General features: G+C 54.3%; 17 protein-coding genes. 9 read left to right on the top strand and 8 right to left on the bottom strand.

Going from position 1 to position 17,674, the window contains the following annotated elements:
• Positions 1-7: 7 nt before the first annotated feature.
• From dnaE to tilS, 5 genes are all read left to right on the top strand, one after another.
• On the top strand, positions 8-3,490 hold the full coding sequence (gene dnaE / locus PUZ33_RS18295; RefSeq protein WP_013095665.1) for a DNA polymerase III subunit alpha: 3,483 nt from the start codon (positions 8-10) through the stop codon (positions 3,488-3,490).
• A gap of 12 nt (positions 3,491-3,502) precedes the next feature.
• Positions 3,503-4,462, top strand: coding sequence for an acetyl-CoA carboxylase carboxyl transferase subunit alpha (gene accA / locus PUZ33_RS18290; RefSeq protein WP_013095666.1), 960 nt, complete (start codon positions 3,503-3,505; stop codon positions 4,460-4,462).
• 100 nt (positions 4,463-4,562) lie between these two features.
• Positions 4,563-6,695: a lysine decarboxylase LdcC gene (locus tag PUZ33_RS18285; protein ID WP_062676727.1), complete on the top strand. Its 2,133-nt coding sequence runs from the start codon at positions 4,563-4,565 to the stop codon at positions 6,693-6,695.
• Between the two features lie 65 nt (positions 6,696-6,760).
• The gene (locus PUZ33_RS18280; protein WP_013095668.1) at positions 6,761-7,150 is read left to right on the top strand and encodes a VOC family protein; all 390 of its coding nucleotides are present in this window, start codon (positions 6,761-6,763) and stop codon (positions 7,148-7,150) included.
• Positions 7,151-7,208: 58 nt separating this feature from the next.
• Positions 7,209-8,495, top strand: a complete 1,287-nt coding sequence (gene tilS / locus PUZ33_RS18275; protein WP_058680737.1) for a tRNA lysidine(34) synthetase TilS — start codon at positions 7,209-7,211, stop codon at positions 8,493-8,495.
• A gap of 28 nt (positions 8,496-8,523) precedes the next feature.
• On the opposite strand, the gene rof is transcribed toward tilS, so the two are convergent.
• The gene (gene rof, locus PUZ33_RS18270) at positions 8,524-8,784 is read right to left on the bottom strand and encodes a Rho-binding antiterminator (RefSeq protein ID WP_014830722.1); all 261 of its coding nucleotides are present in this window, start codon (positions 8,782-8,784) and stop codon (positions 8,524-8,526) included.
• A complete protein-coding gene (locus PUZ33_RS18265; RefSeq protein WP_008501889.1) occupies positions 8,771-8,971 on the bottom strand; it encodes a YaeP family protein in 201 nt (66 codons plus the stop codon). Before PUZ33_RS18265 ends, rof begins: the two co-directional genes overlap by 14 nt.
• A 196-nt stretch (positions 8,972-9,167) precedes the next feature.
• Here PUZ33_RS18265 and PUZ33_RS18260 point away from each other — a divergent pair, with 196 nt between their 5' ends.
• Genes PUZ33_RS18260 through nlpE form a run of 3 tightly spaced genes read left to right on the top strand, consistent with a single transcriptional unit; the run spans position 9,168 to position 10,864 of the window.
• Positions 9,168-9,713, top strand: coding sequence for a YaeQ family protein (locus PUZ33_RS18260; protein WP_058680738.1), 546 nt, complete (start codon positions 9,168-9,170; stop codon positions 9,711-9,713).
• Positions 9,710-10,132: an alternative ribosome rescue aminoacyl-tRNA hydrolase ArfB gene (gene arfB, locus PUZ33_RS18255; RefSeq protein ID WP_020688557.1), complete on the top strand. Its 423-nt coding sequence runs from the start codon at positions 9,710-9,712 to the stop codon at positions 10,130-10,132. The genes PUZ33_RS18260 and arfB overlap by 4 nt, the downstream gene beginning before the upstream one ends.
• A gap of 33 nt (positions 10,133-10,165) precedes the next feature.
• The gene (gene nlpE / locus PUZ33_RS18250) at positions 10,166-10,864 is read left to right on the top strand and encodes an envelope stress response activation lipoprotein NlpE (RefSeq protein ID WP_013095674.1); all 699 of its coding nucleotides are present in this window, start codon (positions 10,166-10,168) and stop codon (positions 10,862-10,864) included.
• 49 nt (positions 10,865-10,913) lie between these two features.
• Here the strand turns inward: nlpE and proS are convergent, their stop codons facing one another.
• From proS to metN, 6 genes are all read right to left on the bottom strand, one after another.
• The gene (gene proS, locus PUZ33_RS18245) at positions 10,914-12,632 is read right to left on the bottom strand and encodes a proline--tRNA ligase (RefSeq protein ID WP_038418725.1); all 1,719 of its coding nucleotides are present in this window, start codon (positions 12,630-12,632) and stop codon (positions 10,914-10,916) included.
• Positions 12,633-12,744: 112 nt separating this feature from the next.
• Positions 12,745-13,452 (bottom strand): tRNA (N6-threonylcarbamoyladenosine(37)-N6)-methyltransferase TrmO, encoded by a 708-nt coding sequence (gene tsaA / locus PUZ33_RS18240; RefSeq protein WP_038418726.1) that lies wholly within the window; start codon positions 13,450-13,452, stop codon positions 12,745-12,747.
• Entirely contained in the window at positions 13,449-13,853 is a 405-nt protein-coding gene (rcsF, locus tag PUZ33_RS18235) for an Rcs stress response system protein RcsF (RefSeq protein WP_023621752.1), read from the bottom strand. Before rcsF ends, tsaA begins: the two co-directional genes overlap by 4 nt.
• Positions 13,854-13,959: 106 nt before the next feature.
• Entirely contained in the window at positions 13,960-14,775 is an 816-nt protein-coding gene (gene metQ, locus PUZ33_RS18230) for a methionine ABC transporter substrate-binding lipoprotein MetQ (RefSeq protein WP_013095678.1), read from the bottom strand.
• Between the two features lie 41 nt (positions 14,776-14,816).
• Complete coding sequence (locus tag PUZ33_RS18225; protein WP_003856130.1) at positions 14,817-15,470, bottom strand: methionine ABC transporter permease MetI; 654 nt, start codon at positions 15,468-15,470, stop codon at positions 14,817-14,819.
• Positions 15,463-16,494 carry a methionine ABC transporter ATP-binding protein MetN gene (gene metN / locus PUZ33_RS18220; RefSeq protein WP_023621751.1) on the bottom strand — a complete coding sequence of 344 codons (1,032 nt, stop codon included), beginning with the start codon at positions 16,492-16,494 and terminating at the stop codon, positions 15,463-15,465. Before metN ends, PUZ33_RS18225 begins: the two co-directional genes overlap by 8 nt.
• Before the next feature lie 188 nt (positions 16,495-16,682).
• Between metN and gmhB the strand changes: the two genes are divergently transcribed.
• Positions 16,683-17,249: a D-glycero-beta-D-manno-heptose 1,7-bisphosphate 7-phosphatase gene (gmhB, locus tag PUZ33_RS18215; RefSeq protein ID WP_020688563.1), complete on the top strand. Its 567-nt coding sequence runs from the start codon at positions 16,683-16,685 to the stop codon at positions 17,247-17,249.
• The last annotated feature ends 425 nt before the right edge of the window (positions 17,250-17,674 follow it).

Below are 17,674 nucleotides of genomic sequence, written 5' to 3'. Positions count from 1 at the left end.
TCTGAAGATGGCTGAACCACGTTTCGTACACCTGCGGGTGCATAGCGACTACTCCATGATCGATGGGCTGGCGAAAACCGGGCCGCTGGTAAAAAAGGCGGCCTCACTGGGTATGCCTGCGCTGGCGATCACCGATTTTACCAACCTGTGTGGTCTGGTGAAGTTCTACGGAACGGCGCATGGCGCGGGGATGAAACCCATCGTCGGAGCTGATTTTCATGTGCAGAGCGAACTGCTCGGCGACGAAATGACGCAAATTTCCGTGTTAGCGATGAACAACACGGGTTATCAGAATCTCACCCTGCTAATCTCCAAAGCCTACCAGCGAGGCTACGGCGCCCTGGGGCCATGGATTGACCGGGACTGGCTGGCGGAGCTGAACGAAGGGTTATTGCTGATCTCCGGCGGCCGCATGGGTGATGTGGGCAAATGCCTGCTGCGCGGCAATAGTGCGCTGGTGGATCAGTGCGTATCATTCTATGAAGAGTACTTCCCGGATCGTTATTATCTGGAGCTGATCCGCACCGGTCGCCCGGATGAAGAGAGTTATCTCCATGCCGCTGTGGCGCTTGCGGAAGCGCGCGGGCTGCCCGTGGTGGCAACCAACGATGTACGCTTCCTTGAGGCCGGGGATTTCGACGCTCACGAGATTCGCGTGGCGATCCATGATGGCTTCACCCTCGACGATCCGAAGCGCCCGCGTAATTATTCTGCTCAGCAGTACATGCGCAGCGAAGAGGAGATGTGTGAACTCTTCTCTGACATCCCGGAAGCGCTGGAAAACAGCGTTGAAATCGCCAAGCGCTGTAACGTTACCGTGCGTTTGGGTGAGTATTTCCTGCCGCAGTTCCCGACCGGGGAAATGACCACGGAAGACTTCCTGGTCATGAAATCCAAAGAAGGTCTGGAAGAACGTCTTGAATTCCTTTTCCCGGATGAAGAAGAGCGTAAAAAACGCCGTCCGGAGTATGACGAGCGCCTGGATATTGAACTTCAGGTTATCAACCAGATGGGCTTCCCGGGCTACTTCTTGATCGTAATGGAGTTTATCCAGTGGTCGAAGGATAACGGCGTGCCGGTTGGTCCAGGACGTGGTTCCGGTGCCGGGTCACTGGTGGCCTATGCGCTTAAGATCACTGACCTCGACCCGCTGGAATTTGACCTGCTGTTCGAACGTTTCCTTAACCCGGAACGTGTCTCCATGCCCGACTTCGACGTCGACTTCTGTATGGAAAAACGTGACCAGGTTATTGAGCACGTGGCGGATATGTATGGCCGTGACGCGGTATCGCAGATCATTACCTTCGGTACGATGGCGGCGAAAGCGGTTATCCGCGACGTGGGCCGCGTGCTGGGGCATCCGTACGGCTTCGTCGATCGCATCTCTAAGCTGGTGCCGCCCGATCCGGGGATGACGCTGGCAAAAGCGTTTGAAGCCGAGCCGCAGCTGCCGGAAATCTACGAAGCTGACGAAGAAGTCAAAGCGCTGATTGACATGGCGCGTAAGCTGGAAGGCGTCACGCGTAACGCCGGTAAACACGCGGGTGGTGTGGTTATCGCCCCGACCAAAATTACCGACTTTGCGCCGCTCTATTGTGACGAAGCGGGGCAGCACCCGGTTACCCAGTTTGATAAGAACGACGTTGAATACGCCGGGCTGGTGAAGTTCGACTTCCTCGGTCTGCGTACGCTTACCATCATCAACTGGGCGCTGGAGATGATCAACGCCCGCCGCGAGAAGAACGGCGAGCCGCCGCTGGATATCGCGGCTATCCCGCTGGATGACAAGAAAAGTTTCGACATGCTGCAGCGCTCGGAGACCACCGCGGTCTTCCAGCTTGAATCCCGCGGCATGAAAGATCTGATCAAGCGTCTGCAGCCAGACTGCTTCGAAGATATGATCGCACTGGTGGCGCTGTTCCGTCCGGGACCGCTGCAGTCGGGGATGGTAGATAACTTTATCGACCGTAAGCATGGTCGGGAAGAGATTTCCTACCCGGACGTTCAGTGGCAGCACGAAAGCCTGAAGCCGGTACTTGAGCCAACCTACGGCATCATCCTGTACCAGGAACAGGTTATGCAGATTGCCCAGGTGCTTTCCGGCTATACGCTCGGCGGCGCGGATATGCTGCGTCGTGCAATGGGTAAGAAAAAGCCGGAAGAGATGGCCAAGCAGCGCTCTATTTTTGAAGACGGCGCGAAGAAAAACGGCATTGACGGCGAACTGGCAATGAAAATCTTCGACCTGGTGGAGAAATTCGCCGGGTACGGATTTAACAAATCGCACTCTGCCGCCTATGCTTTGGTGTCGTATCAAACCCTGTGGCTGAAGGCGCACTATCCCGCTGAATTTATGGCGGCGGTAATGACCGCCGATATGGATAACACCGAGAAGGTGGTTGGGCTGGTGGATGAGTGCTGGCGCATGGGACTGAAGATCCTGCCGCCGGACATTAACTCGGGTCTTTACCATTTCCACGTTAACGACGACGGGGAGATCGTGTACGGGATCGGCGCGATCAAAGGCGTAGGGGAAGGGCCGATCGAGGCAATCATCGAAGCGCGTAATAACGGTGGTTATTTCCGCGAGCTGTTTGATCTGTGCGCCCGCACCGATACCAAAAAACTGAACCGCCGCGTGCTGGAAAAACTGATCATGTCCGGTGCGTTCGACAGGCTGGGGCCGCACCGCGCCGCGCTGATGAACTCGCTTGGCGATGCGCTGAAAGCCGCGGATCAGCACGCAAAAGCGGAAGCCATTGGCCAGGCGGACATGTTCGGCGTGCTGGCGGAAGAGCCAGAGCAGATCGAGCAGTCTTACGCCAGCTGTCTGCCGTGGCCAGAACAGGTGGTGCTGGATGGTGAGCGTGAAACGTTAGGCTTGTACCTGACGGGGCACCCGATCAATCAGTACATCAAAGAAATTGAGCGCTATGTCGGAGGCTACAGGCTGAAAGACATGCATCCGACAGAACGTGGTAAAATCACCACGGCTGCGGGGCTCGTGATTGCTGCAAGGGTTATGGTCACCAAGCGCGGCAATCGTATCGGCATCTGTACCCTGGATGACCGTTCCGGGCGTCTGGAGGTGATGTTATTCACCGACGCGCTGGATAAATACCAGCAATTGCTGGAAAAAGACCGCATACTTATCGTCAGCGGACAGGTCAGCTTTGATGACTTCAGCGGGGGGCTTAAAATGACCGCCCGCGAAGTGATGGACATTGACGAAGCCCGGGAAAAATATGCTCGCGGGCTTGCTATCTCGCTGACGGACAGGCAAATTGATGACCAGCTTTTAAACCGACTCCGTCAGTCTCTGGAACCCCACCGCTCGGGGACAATTCCAGTACATCTCTACTATCAGAGGGCGGATGCACGTGCGCGGTTGCGCTTTGGTGCAACGTGGCGTGTCTCTCCGAGCGATCGTTTACTGAACGATCTCCGTGGCCTCATTGGTTCGGAGCAGGTGGAACTGGAGTTTGACTAATACAGGAATACTATGAGTCTGAATTTCCTTGATTTCGAACAGCCGATTGCTGAGCTGGAAGCGAAAATCGATTCTCTGACAGCGGTAAGCCGTCAGGATGAAAAACTGGATATTAACATCGACGAAGAAGTGCATCGTCTGCGCGAAAAAAGCGTAGAACTGACGCGCAAAATCTTTGCCGATCTCGGCGCATGGCAGATCGCCCAGTTGGCGCGTCACCCACAGCGTCCGTACACCCTGGATTATGTCCGCCTGGCGTTTGACGAATTTGACGAACTGGCAGGCGACCGCGCTTACGCTGACGATAAAGCTATCGTCGGTGGTATCGCTCGTCTGGATGGACGTCCGGTGATGATCATTGGCCATCAGAAAGGCCGTGAAACCAAAGAGAAGATCCGTCGTAACTTTGGTATGCCGGCACCAGAAGGCTACCGTAAAGCCCTGCGTCTGATGGAGATGGCTGAGCGTTTCAATATGCCCATCATCACCTTTATCGACACCCCGGGTGCTTACCCAGGCGTGGGCGCGGAAGAGCGCGGTCAGTCTGAAGCCATCGCACGTAACCTGCGTGAGATGTCTCGCCTGAAGGTGCCTGTCATCTGTACCGTCATCGGTGAAGGTGGTTCCGGTGGTGCGCTGGCGATTGGCGTGGGCGATAAAGTGAATATGCTGCAGTACAGCACCTATTCCGTTATCTCTCCGGAAGGGTGTGCCTCCATCCTGTGGAAGAGCGCCGATAAAGCGCCTCTGGCTGCAGAAGCGATGGGCATCATTGCCCCACGCCTGAAAGAGCTGAAGCTGATCGATACCGTCATCCCTGAGCCTCTGGGTGGTGCGCATCGTAAGCCGGAAGTGATGGCCGCTTCCCTGAAAGCGCAGCTGCTGGCCGATCTGGCGGACCTGGATGTGCTGAGCAAAGAAGACCTGCTCAATCGTCGTTACCAGCGTCTGATGACCTACGGTTACGCGTAAGCTTCACAATTATCTGAAAAGCCGCACACTGTTGCGGCTTTTTTTATACCTGCGGTTTACCCTGGCTATGCTTAGCTAATGTTTTTTAAGGAGGAAGCCCGTGAATATTATTGCCATTATGGGGCCACACGGCGTCTTTTATAAAGATGAGCCCATCAAGGAGCTGGAGCAGGCCCTGCAGTCACGTGGCTATCAGCTGATCTGGCCGCACAACAGCGCTGATCTGCTGAAGTTCATTGAGCACAACCCGCGGATCTGTGGCGTGATCTTCGACTGGGATGAGTACGACCTGGAGCTGTGCAGCGATATCAACAAGCTGAATGAATATCTCCCGCTGTATGCGTTTATCAATACCCACTCGACCATGGACGTCAGTGCCCAGGATATGCGGATGGCGCTGTGGTTTTTCGAATACTCACTCGGCGTGGCCGAAGATATTGCGGCCCGCATTCAGCAATATACCGGCGAGTATCTGGATAACATCACGCCGCCGTTTACCCGGGCGCTGTTTACCTATGTGAAGGAAGGAAAGTACACCTTTTGCACGCCTGGTCATATGGCGGGGACGGCTTATCAAAAAAGCCCGGTTGGCTGTCTGTTTTATGATTTCTTCGGCGGCAACACCCTGAAAGCGGATGTGTCGATTTCGGTTACCGAGCTTGGCTCATTGCTGGATCACACCGGTCCCCATCTGGAAGCCGAAGAGTACATCGCCCGCACCTTTGGGGCCGAGCAGAGCTATATGGTGACCAACGGTACGTCGACGTCAAACAAAATCGTCGGCATGTATGCCGCCCCGGCCGGAAGTACGTTACTCATCGACCGTAACTGCCATAAGTCGCTGGCGCATCTGCTGATGATGAGCGATGTCGTGCCGCTCTGGCTGTCACCCACGCGTAACGCGCTGGGGATCCTGGGGGGAATTCCGCGCCGTGAATTCACCCATTCAGCCATAGAAAATAAGGTGGCGGCGATCCCCGGCGCAAGCTGGCCGATCCACGCGGTGATCACCAACTCCACCTATGACGGATTGCTGTATAACACCAACTGGATCAAACAGACGCTGGATGTCCCCTCGATCCACTTTGATTCCGCGTGGGTGCCTTATACCAATTTTCACCCCATCTACACGGGTAAAAGTGGAATGAGTGGCGAACGTGTGCCGGGCAAAGTGTTTTTCGAAACGCAATCGACGCACAAAATGCTGGCTGCGTTTTCCCAGGCCTCGCTTATCCATATCAAAGGTGAGTACGACGAAGAGACGTTTAACGAAGCGTTTATGATGCACACCACCACCTCACCAAGTTATCCGCTGGTGGCCTCCATTGAAACGGCTGCGGCGATGCTGCGCGGCAATCCGGGCAAACGACTTATCAATCGCTCTGTGGAGCGCGCGCTGCATTTCCGCAAAGAGGTTCAGCGGTTAAAAGATGAGGCTGAGGGCTGGTTCTTTGATATCTGGCAGCCGGAAGAGATTGACGAGGCGGAGTGCTGGCCGGTCGCGCCGGGTGAAGAGTGGCACGGCTTCCGTGATGCCGATGCCGACCACATGTTCCTCGACCCGGTAAAAGTGACCATCCTGACGCCGGGCATGGATGAACAGGGTAACATGAGCGACGAAGGTATTCCGGCCGCGCTGGTGGCGAAATTCCTTGATGAGCGCGGCGTGGTGGTGGAGAAAACCGGACCGTATAACCTGTTGTTCCTGTTCAGCATTGGGATTGATAAAACCCGCGCGATGGGTCTGCTACGTGGGCTGATGGAGTTTAAGCGTGCGTACGATCTGAACCTGCGCGTGAAGAACATGCTGCCGGATCTCTATGCGGAGGATCCTGATTTTTATCGCAATATGCGTATACAGGATCTGGCCCAGGGGATCCACAAACTGATCCGCCAGCACGATCTGCCGCGCCTGATGCTGCAGGCGTTTGACGTCTTGCCTGAGATGAAACTGACGCCGCACAAAGCCTGGCAGCGACAGGTGAAAGGGGAGGTAGAAACCGTTGAGCTGGAAAATCTGGTGGGACGCGTCTCGGCCAATATGATCCTGCCTTATCCGCCGGGCGTACCGCTGCTGATGCCGGGAGAGATGATCACCGAAGAGAGCCGTGCGGTGCTCGATTTTCTGCTGATGCTCTGTTCTGTGGGGCGTCACTATCCGGGCTTCGAGACGGATATCCACGGTGCGAAACGTGATGAAAATGGGGTTTACTGGGTGCGAGTCCTAAAATAAAGGTGGCTGCTTGCCAGGGGCGGGTTTTCGGTTGTAACGTTCAGGCATCATAAAAAGGAGAAGCTATGCTGGGTTTAAAACAGGTTCATCATATTGCGATCATTGCCACCGATTACGCCAAAAGTAAGGCCTTTTATTGCGACATTCTGGGCTTTACGCTGTTAAGCGAGGCCTATCGTGTGGAGCGCGACTCCTGGAAAGGCGATCTGGCGTTAAACGGGCAGTATGTCATTGAACTGTTCTCTTTTCCTTTCCCACCTGCGCGTCCGTCCCGTCCGGAAGCCTGCGGCCTGCGCCATCTGGCTTTTAGCGTGGATGATCTTGACCGTGCGGTAAAACATCTTGAAGAGCATGGCGTGAAGTGCGAAGCGATTCGTGTCGATCCGTTTACCGACAAGCGTTTTACTTTTTTCAACGATCCGGACGGTCTTCCGCTGGAGCTTTACCAGCAGTAAGCGCCATCCTGTGTGATAATGCCCGCTCTGTTCGGGCATTTTTTATGTGTAATTCTCTATGACCCTACCCGCTATTGCGCAAGCCGTTTCACCGTACCGCCAGCTGCTGGTGGGATTTAGCGGTGGCCTGGATTCCACGGTGTTGCTCCATCGCCTCAAGCTCTGGCGCGATCAGCAACCTGACGTTCAGCTCCGGGCGATGCATATCCATCATGGGCTGAGTCCTCACGCCGACGCCTGGGTTGCGCACTGTGAAGCGGTGTGCTCGGCCTGGGCGATCCCGCTTGAGATTAAACGGGTAGTGCTCAGAGATGAGGGGCTCGGTATTGAAGCGCACGCGCGCAAGGCGCGCTATGCCGCGTTTACCGCGGCATTACAGCCCGGCGAAGCGCTGGTCACGGCACAGCACCTTGACGACCAGTGCGAAACCTTTTTGCTGGCGTTAAAACGGGGAAGTGGTCCGGCGGGGCTCTCCGCCATGCCTGAACGCTCTGATTTTGCCGGGACGCAATTATTGCGTCCGCTGCTTGGCGAGTCGCGCGCATCGCTGGAGGCCTGGGCGCAGCAATATCAGCTGAGCTGGATTGAAGATGAAAGCAATCAGGACGATGGCTACGATCGTAATTTCCTGCGTCTGCGTGTTTTGCCGTTACTGACCGCACGCTGGCCGCACTTTGCAGACGCAACAGCACGAAGCGCCCTGTTGTGTGCCGAACAGGAGAGCCTGCTGGATGAACTGCTGAGTGCAGAACTGGCTGAACTGATTTCGGTAAACGGGGCGTTGGCGATCGCACCGCTGGAGGCGATGAGTCCGGTTCGTCGGGCCGCGCTGCTGCGCCGTTGGCTGGCCTCTCACCGTGCCACGATGCCATCGCGTGCCATGCTGGGACGTATCTGGGACGAAGTCGCCCAGGCGCGGGAGGATGCAACGCCGTGCGTGCACCTGAACGGTTTTGACGTCAGGCGCTATAAAGGCCAGCTGTGGCGGGTGAAATCAATCCCCTCGCTTGCAGATGTGGTGCTCGGCTGGCCATCGCCTGTGAAACCGCTGCTGTTGCCCTGGGATATGGGAAGCTTGTCTCTGGAGACGCCAGGCCATGTGCGTTTACCGAAAGCCAATGAACCGGTCACCGTGCGCTTTAAGGCCAGCGGTATGCTGCACATTGTCGGACGTAACGGTGGAAGGAAGCTCAAAAAAATCTGGCAGGAGTGCAATGTGCCGCCCTGGTTGCGCGATACCACGCCGTTACTTTTTTACGGTGAAACGCTGATTGCGGCGGCAGGGGTATTCATTACAGAAGAGGGCTGGGCAGAATCGGGCGTGAGTCTGGAGTGGAAAGCGTAACGGGCAGCCAGGCTGCCCGTTAGTGTCATCAGGATTCGCTCACCACGACGGTGCCGATTTGCGGGTGGCTGAAGCTGGCAATTTTGTCCAGGCGTAGCTCACGCGTCGCACCGGCGTCTTCCACTATCAGATATTCCACATTCTTACGTGAAACCAGGTCGCTGGCTTTCGCCTTCAACACTTCGCCATCTTTTAACTCCAGCGTCAGTATTAAATGATGCTGGCAGGCGAGTTCGAGGTTGTCATAGTCATCACAATTGATGGGTTGATAAGTATCATTCATCGACATAATCGCTCACCAGTAAATTCGCCGCAGCATACGCTGCTTTTTCCCTGACCGATTCTGAAAGGCTCTCATCAGAGGCCACTTCATTAAGCACTTTCAATACACAGCCCAACGCATCCGGGACATATCCCAGATCTCCGCTGGCGATTTCCGCATACCGTTTGCGAATTAGCTCACAATAATTATTCACATCCCCTCCCGCCAGCGCACTGACTTACTGTGAGATATCATTAAGCCTACGAAGATAAACTCGGTTTAGCAAGGTGACTATACCATACTCATTTAAGCAATATCAGAGCCTTGATGGCGCCGTATTCATCACGGCGTAACAGCCTTTTGCTGCTGTTTTCGCTACAATGTGCGCCTGATTCGAAAGGAGTTCTCCCATGGCGCTGAAAGCGACAATTTATAAAGCGGTGGTCAATGTGGCTGACCTTGACCGCAACCAGTTTCTGGATGCGTCACTGACGCTGGCGCGTCACCCCTCTGAAACCCAGGAGCGCATGATGCTGCGCCTGCTGGCGTGGATTAAATATGCCGACGAGCGTCTGCAGTTTACCCGTGGCTTAAGCGCAGAAGACGAGCCGGAAGCCTGGCTGCGTAACGATCATCTGGGTATCGATTTATGGATTGAACTTGGTCTGCCGGATGAGCGCCGCCTCAAAAAGGCGTGTACCCAGTCTGCGGAAGTGGCGCTATTCGCGTACAACCAACGCGCTGCGGAAATCTGGTGGCAGCAAAACAAGAGCAAGTGCGGTCAGTTTAAAAACCTCACGGTCTGGTATCTGGATGATGAACAACTGGCGCAGCTGAGCGAATTCGCCAGCCGGACGATGACTCTGCAGGCGACGATCCAGGAGGGCGCAATCTGGCTTTCTGACTCTCAGAATAATCTGGAAATTCATCTGGCAGCGTGGCAGCCTGCTTCATGATCGTGTTGTCCCGAAACGTCAGCATCCCGGACAATGAGCTGGAGATCACCGCCATCCGTGCGCAGGGGGCGGGGGGACAGCACGTTAACAAGGCTTCAACCGCTATCCATTTGCGCTTTGACATTCGGGCCTCAAGCCTGCCAGAGTATTATAAGGAAAGTCTGCTCGCTGCCAGCCATCATCTGATCACCAGCGACGGTGTCATTGTGATCAAGGCGCAGGAGTACCGTAGCCAGGAGTTAAACCGGGAAGCGGCAATTGCCAGACTGGTGGCGGTGATAAAAGAATTAACTGCGGTGCAAAAAAGCCGTCGGGCAACGCGGCCAACCCGCGCATCGAAAGAGCGTCGGTTGTCGTCAAAGGCTCAGAAATCCACAGTGAAAGCACTACGCGGTAAAGTTCGTCGCCCTTTGGATTGACGAAAAGGAACACTATTTCATAAGGAATTCATTGTGAAAAAAGCATTATGGTCAGCGTTGGCAGTGAGTACGCTCTTTGCGCTTTTCGGATGTAACAACCGTTCGGAAACGCAGGTCCTGCAGCCAACGCAGAATGAAGAGTTAAAGCCAATGCAGCAGAGCTGGCGCGGCGTACTGCCTTGTGCCGACTGTGAAGGCATTGAGACGTCGCTGTTCCTGCAAAAAGACGGTACGTGGGTCATGAATCAGCGGTATCAGGGCGCGAAAGAACCCTCCTCTTTTGCGACTTACGGGACATGGGCACGCACGGCCGAGAAGCTGGTGTTGACCGATACGAGCGGTGAGAAAACGTATTTCCGCGCCAAAGGTGAGGGGATGGAGATGCTCGACCGTGAAGGCAACCCGATTGAATCCCAGTTCAACTACACGCTGGCTCCGGTGAAAGCGGCGCTGCCGGCCACGCCGATGCCGATGCGGGGCATGTATTTCTATATGGCTGATGCGGCCATCTTTACAGATTGCGCAACGGGTAAGAAAGTGAGCGTGGCGAACAATGCCCAGCTGGAACGGGATTATGCGGTCGCACGCGGAAATGACAGTAAGCCGGTATTATTGACGGTCGACGGTCACTTTACGCTGGAGCCAAACCCGGATAGCGGCGAGTTGGTGAAAACCCTTGTGGCAGATAAAGATGCGAAGTTCGCGGCAGGCAAAGACTGTAACAGTAAATAACGCTGGCTTTGCGCCATGAAAAAACCCCGCCTGAGCGGGGTTTTTTTATTTAACCTTTGATGGCTTTTACCAGGTAATCAAGGATATCACCGGTCTTGATCATCTGTTTTTCGCCGCTACGACGGTATTTATATTCAATTTCGTCGCTGTCGAGGTTACGGTCACCGATAACGATGGTATGAGGAATACCAATCAGTTCCATATCAGCAAACATCACGCCCGGACGTTCTTTACGGTCGTCCATCAGCACTTCGATACCCTGCGCGCGCAGCTCTGCGTACAGTTTCTCAGCCAGCTCCTGCACACGGTAAGACTTGTGCATGTTCATTGGCAGGATCGCCACCTGGAACGGCGCGATGTTATCCGGCCAGACAATGCCACGCTCGTCGTAGTTCTGCTCAATCGCCGCAGCCACCACGCGCGTGACCCCGATACCGTAGCAACCCATGGTCAGGATCTGGTTACGGCCATCTTCACCCTGAACGGCAGCGTTCAGCGCACGGGAATATTTATCGCCCAGCTGGAAGATATGGCCCACTTCGATGCCGCGTTTAATCATCAGGGTGCCCTGGCCATCCGGGCTTGGATCGCCTGCAACAACGTTGCGGATATCCGCCACTTCTGGCGTTGCCACATCGCGATCCCAGTTGATGCCAAAGTAGTGTTTACCATCAATATTAGCGCCTGCAGCGAAGTCGCTCATCGCCGCAACCGTGCGGTCAATCACAACAGGCACAGTCATATTCACCGGACCCAGAGAGCCTGGGCCTGCGTTTACGACGGCGCGGATTTCTGCTTCCGTTGCGAAGGTCAGTGGGCTGGCAACCTGTGGCAGCTTCTCAGCTTTCACTTCGTTCAGCTCGTGATCACCACGTACCAGCAGGGCAACCAGCGGATATGCACTGCCTTCAGTGGATTTCACCAGCAGCGTTTTAACGGTTTTTTCGATCGGCAGCGCAAACTGCTCAACCAGCTCGGCAATGGTTTTGGCATTTGGCGTGTCAACCAGCGTCATTTCCTGGGTTGCCGCGCCGCGTGGTTCTTTTGGTGCCAGTGCTTCAGCAAATTCAATGTTTGCCGCGTAGTCAGAGGAGTCAGAGAAGATCACATCGTCTTCACCGCTCTGCGCCAGAACCTGGAACTCATGGGACGCGCTACCACCGATAGAGCCGGTATCGGCCTGCACAGCACGGAAATCCAGACCCATGCGGGAGAAGATTTTGCTGTAAGCCTCGTACATTTTGTCGTAGGTCTCTTGCAGAGATTCCTGAGAAGTATGGAAAGAGTAAGCATCTTTCATCAGGAATTCGCGAGAACGCATAACGCCGAAACGTGGGCGAACTTCGTCACGGAACTTGGTCTGGATCTGGAAGAAGTTCAGCGGCAGCTGTTTGTAAGAGCTCAGCTCATTGCGAATCAGATCGGTGATCACTTCTTCATGCGTCGGGCCGAGGACGAACGGACGCTCGCCACGGTCAACGAAGCGCAGCAGTTCAGGGCCATATTGCTCCCAACGGCCGCTCTCCTGCCACAGGTCAGCGGGCTGAACCACGGGCATGGACACCTCGATAGCACCGGCGTTATTCATCTCTTCACGCACGATGTTTTCGACTTTTTTCAGGACGCGCACGCCGGTCGGCAGCCAGGTGTACAACCCGGAGGCCAGCTTGCGGATCATCCCGGCGCGCAGCATCAGCTGGTGGCTGATGACTTCGGCGTCGGCAGGTGTCTCCTTCAGTGTGGAGAGCAGATATTGGCTAGTACGCATGTTGTTACGGTTCCATTTCGACGATTGGAACAGGCTGAAACGCCAGCCTGACACAAAAAAAGTGGTTTAGTTTACCAGTGTGGCAAAGATGCCAAAAGAGAGGAGAAGAAAATTACCTGGGTTCCAGGGCAAACACTTCAAAACCGGTCTCTGTCACGCGCCAGCGGACATTAAAATCCAGCAGCCAGACGGCGTAGGTTTTCCCGGCTTCCTCTTCTTTACGGTAGGCTGGACGCGGATCCTGCGCCAGAACGTCTACGATAAAGTCCCGCAAACGGGGATAGCGCTTTTCCAGTTGGCTAAGTTGCGTAAGCAGTTCTGGCGTAAAGTGAACAGGCATATCCGCCTGCGGTGCTTGCTGGGCGTAGCTGGCCCGGGCATCTGGCAACGCTTCGGCAAAAGGCAGATAGGGTTTAATGTCGATAACCGGGGTGCCATCAACCAGGTCAAGGCTGCCTAACTCCAGTATCACCTGATCTTTCTGACAGCGTATTCCTTTCAGTTCAACCAGCGACATGCCGATCGGGTTTGGACGAAAGGTTGAGCGGGTCGCGAATACCCCCATCCGGGCATTTCCGCCCAGACGAGGAGGGCGCACCGTAGGACGCCAGCCACCGTCCATCGTCTGGTGAAACACAAAAACAACCCATAAATGGCTGAACGCCTCAAGCCCGCGCACCGCATCGGCCTGATTATAGGGCGCAATCAAGTGAAGTTCACCGCTGCCGCTGGTGACCAGACCCGGCTGGCGTGGCACGGCAAACTTCTCTTTGTAAGGAGAGCGGATAACGCCTATCTGTTCGAAATGAAAGGCACTCATTTCGCCGAAATGGTCAGCGCCGAACCAATACACACCGCCTGACGATAGCAGCCTGGTGTCCCGCTGGTGACTTCACAGCTGTGCAACAGTACCGCGTTAGCTTTCATTTTGGCCGCGTTGATCTGCATACGTTTACGGGCTGTCGGAATGTTGGGTGGGGAGTCCTGATTGGTAGCCTGACAGGATTCACCGCTCACCTCACCGAGCTCACGGAAAGGCTTGCCCACGAGGTCGTCGGCTTTGGTAATGATACGTACCGGCGCAGGGCGAGGCGCTTTAGGTTTAACGGGCTCTGCTTTTGGCGGGGTTGCAGTGCTTTGAACGGGTTCAACTGGAGATCTGCTTAGCATAGAACAGCCGCTCAGCATCAGTGCTAAAAGACAGATCGGTAAAGCACGCATAATAATTCCTCAGTGGATAATCAAAACGTCAGATATTGAATCAGTTGACTGCACAAATGACAAGACGGGCAGAAGCCCGTCTTGATGATATTACACTGAGGTCAGATTACCAGCCTTTAACCGCGCCGCCGTTAAACACTTTGTTGGCTTCCTGGTAAACTTCTTCAGACTGATAAGCCTGAACGAATTTCTTCACGTTTTCCGCGTCTTTGTTGTCTTCACGGGTCACGATCAGGTTAACGTACGGGGAATCTTTGTCTTCCACAAAGATGCCGTCTTTTGCCGGGGTCAGGCCAATCTGGCTGGCGTAGGTAGTGTTGATAACAGCCAGGGCGATCTGCGCATCGTCCAGAGAGCGTGGCAGCTGTGGCGCTTCCAGCTCAACAATTTTCAGATTTTTCGGGTTCTCGGTCACGTCGAGAACGGTCGGCAGCAGGCCAACGCCGTCTTTCAGTTTAATCAGGCCCACTTTCTGCAGCAGCAGCAGGGAACGGCCCAGGTTAGTTGGGTCGTTTGGCACAGCAACCTGAGAGCCTGGCTGCAGTTCGTCCAGCGATTTAATCTTCTTGGAGTAGCCCGCGATTGGGTAAACGAAGGTATTACCCACCGCAACCAGTTTGTAGCCGCGATCCTTGATCTGCTGATCCAGATACGGTTTGTGCTGGAAGGCGTTGGCGTCAATATCGCCTTTGCTCAGCGCTTCGTTCGGCAGAACGTAATCGTTGAAGGTCACGAGCTCAACATCAAGGCCATACTTCTCTTTTGCCACTTTCTGAGCGGTTTCAGCAACCTGCTGTTCTGCACCCACGATAACGCCCACTTTAATGTGGTTTGGATCTTTTTCGTCCTGACCACAACCCACCAGTGCCAGAGAGCCGATCAGCGCGCCTGCTGCAGCAAAGGTCTTTAATTTAAACGCCATGTTTTTATCCTTAACTCGTCGAGTTTGTGTTGTGTGTAACGTTATTTGTGCGTAACAGCCCGGACGATGCGATCGCCAGAGAACTGGATGAGATAAACCAGTACAACCAGCAATACCAGAACGGTATTCATTACGGTAGCGTTATAACCAATATAGCCGTACTGGTAACCAATCTGGCCTAAACCGCCAGCGCCAACGGCACCGCCCATCGCGGAATAACCGACCAAGGTGATAAGCGTAATGGTTGCCGCATTCACCAGGCCTGGCAGTGCTTCCGGCAGCAGAACCTTGCGCACGATCTGCATCGGTGTGGCGCCCATTGCGCGGGAAGCTTCGATCAACCCGGTTGGAATTTCAAGCAGGGCGTTTTCCACCATACGCGCGATAAACGGCGCGGCGCCGACCGTCAGGGGAACAATGGCCGCCTGCAGACCAATAGAGGTGCCGACAATCACGCGGGTGAATGGAATCATCCATACCAGCAGAATAATAAACGGGATAGAACGGAAGATATTCACCAGCGCAGAGAGCGTACGGTACAACTTCGCGTTCTCAATGATTTGACCCGGACGCGTCACGTACAGCAGTACGCCGACCGGCAGGCCAATCACAAAACCAAAGAAACCGGATACAAAGGTCATTGCCAGCGTTTCCCAAACGCCGCGAACCAGCAGCCACATCATCGGCTCAGACATAACCCAGTACCTCTATTTTTACGTGATGTTCTTGCAGCCAGGCAATTGCCGCCTGGGTTTCTTCTTGTGTGCCGTGCATTTCCGTCAGCATGATGCCGAACTTCACGCCACCGGCGTAATCCATCTGCGCGCTGATGATATTGTTGTTCACATTGAAGCGGCGCGCGGTTTCGGAAAGCAGCGGGGCATCAACGGACTGACCGGTGAACTCCATTCGCAGCATCGGGACGCTGTCCGTCGTGGGTTCGGTTTTCAAACGCTCCAGATAATCTTCCGGAATATCCAGATGCAGTGTGGACTGAATAAATTGCTGCGCCAGCGGGGTCTTAGGATGTGAAAACACTTCACTTACCGTGTCCTGCTCAATCAGTTCACCGTTGCTGATCACGGCAACACAGTCACAGATGCGTTTTACGACATCCATCTCGTGGGTAATAAGGAGGATCGTCAGGCCGAGACGACGGTTAATGTCTTTCAGCAGTTCCAGAATAGAACGGGTGGTGGCCGGGTCTAATGCGCTGGTGGCTTCATCGCACAGCAGCACTTTGGGATTGCTTGCCAGCGCACGGGCAATGGCTACACGCTGTTTTTGTCCGCCAGACAGATTGGCCGGGTAGCTATCATGTTTATCACCCAGACCCACGAGATCCAGCAGCTCGGTTACGCGACGCTTAACCTCATCTTTAGGCGTGTTGTCGAGCTCCAGCGGTAAGGCGACGTTGCCGAACACCGTGCGTGACGCCAGCAGGTTAAAGTGCTGGAAGATCATGCCAATCTGGCGACGCGCTTTGGTCAGTTCTTTTTCTGAGAGCGCGGTCAGTTCTTGTCCGCCAACTTCTACGCTGCCCTGGGTTGGGCGCTCAAGCAGGTTAACACAACGGATCAGTGTACTTTTACCTGCACCCGATGCGCCAATGACGCCATAAATCTGACCAGCAGGAACATGCAGGCTGACATTGTTCAGCGCCTGAATGGTTCGGTTCCCCTGCTGGAACACTTTGGTGATATTGGAAAGTTTAATCATTAGATTATTTTTATCGTATGTAAGTTAGCCGTGGCATTTTCGTCTGCCAGATACGGGTGATGCCCGTAAACAAAACGGATGTTAAGGCATCCAGACGTCTAAATCAATCCAACTCTGTGCGATGAGCACTTTATTGCGCTGCGATTCATGAGATACTAGCTGAACACGCCTTTTTCAGGAGCAAACCGGTGGCAAAATCAGTACCCGCAATTTTTCTCGATCGTGATGGCACTATTAATGTGGATCACGGTTATGTTCACGAGATTGACGAGTTCGAATTTATCGAAGGCGTTATCGATGCCATGCGCCAGCTAAAAGAGATGGGCTATGCGCTGGTGGTTGTCACCAACCAGTCTGGTATCGCGCGTGGCAAATTTACCGAAGCGCAATTCGAAACGCTGACGGAATGGATGGACTGGTCTCTTGCCGACCGCGGTGTTGATCTTGATGGCATCTATTATTGTCCTCATCACCCGCAGGGAACGGTAGAAGAGTATCGCCAGACCTGTGATTGCCGTAAGCCGCACCCAGGGATGTTTATCTCGGCGCAGGAATTTCTGCATATTGATATGGCCGCTTCTTATATGGTGGGCGATAAAATGGAAGATATGCAGGCGGCAACCGCGGCGGGTGTGGGTACCAAAGTATTAGTTCGCACCGGCAAACCCGTGACGCCAGAAGCTGAGACTGCAGCGGATTGGGTGATTAATAGCCTGGCCGAGCTGCCTGAAGCGATCAAAAAGCACCAAAAATAGGCTTTTTGGCGAAAAGATGAGCGGTTGAAATAAAAATGCATATTTCCGCTTGTCATTCCCCGGAGGCCCCCTATAATGCGCCTCCATCGACACGGCGGATGTGAATCACTTCACAAACAGCCCGGTCGGTTGAAGAGAAAAAATCCTGAAAATCAGGGTTGACTCTGAAAGAGGAAAGCGTAATATACGCCACCTCGCGACAGAGCGCTGAAGCGCGTCGCAACTGCTCTTTAACAATTTATCAGACAATCTGTGTGGGCACTCAAAGTGACATGGATTCTTAACGTCCTCGGACGAAAAATGAATACCAAGTCTCAACGAGTGAACACGTAATTCATTACGAAGTTTAATTCATTGAGCATCAAACTTTTAAATTGAAGAGTTTGATCATGGCTCAGATTGAACGCTGGCGGCAGGCCTAACAC

The organism is Enterobacter cloacae complex sp. 2022EL-00981 (assembly GCF_028737495.1).
GTDB classification, from domain to species: domain Bacteria; phylum Pseudomonadota; class Gammaproteobacteria; order Enterobacterales; family Enterobacteriaceae; genus Enterobacter; species Enterobacter cloacae.
The sequence above is the reverse complement of the archived record's forward strand: the minus strand, read 5'-3'. Positions and strand labels throughout refer to the sequence as shown.

Coding starts and splice junctions, on each gene's coding strand:
- dnaE (WP_013095665.1), top strand. CDS start 8: ATGGCTGAACCACGTTTCGTACACCTGCGGGTGCATAGCGACTACTCC.
- accA (WP_013095666.1), top strand. CDS start 3,503: ATGAGTCTGAATTTCCTTGATTTCGAACAGCCGATTGCTGAGCTGGAA.
- PUZ33_RS18280 (WP_013095668.1), top strand. CDS start 6,761: ATGCTGGGTTTAAAACAGGTTCATCATATTGCGATCATTGCCACCGAT.
- tilS (WP_058680737.1), top strand. CDS start 7,209: ATGACCCTACCCGCTATTGCGCAAGCCGTTTCACCGTACCGCCAGCTG.
- rof (WP_014830722.1), bottom strand. CDS start 8,784: ATGTCGATGAATGATACTTATCAACCCATCAATTGTGATGACTATGAC.
- PUZ33_RS18260 (WP_058680738.1), top strand. CDS start 9,168: ATGGCGCTGAAAGCGACAATTTATAAAGCGGTGGTCAATGTGGCTGAC.
- arfB (WP_020688557.1), top strand. CDS start 9,710: ATGATCGTGTTGTCCCGAAACGTCAGCATCCCGGACAATGAGCTGGAG.
- proS (WP_038418725.1), bottom strand. CDS start 12,632: ATGCGTACTAGCCAATATCTGCTCTCCACACTGAAGGAGACACCTGCC.
- tsaA (WP_038418726.1), bottom strand. CDS start 13,452: ATGAGTGCCTTTCATTTCGAACAGATAGGCGTTATCCGCTCTCCTTAC.
- rcsF (WP_023621752.1), bottom strand. CDS start 13,853: ATGCGTGCTTTACCGATCTGTCTTTTAGCACTGATGCTGAGCGGCTGT.
- metQ (WP_013095678.1), bottom strand. CDS start 14,775: ATGGCGTTTAAATTAAAGACCTTTGCTGCAGCAGGCGCGCTGATCGGC.
- PUZ33_RS18225 (WP_003856130.1), bottom strand. CDS start 15,470: ATGTCTGAGCCGATGATGTGGCTGCTGGTTCGCGGCGTTTGGGAAACG.
- metN (WP_023621751.1), bottom strand. CDS start 16,494: ATGATTAAACTTTCCAATATCACCAAAGTGTTCCAGCAGGGGAACCGA.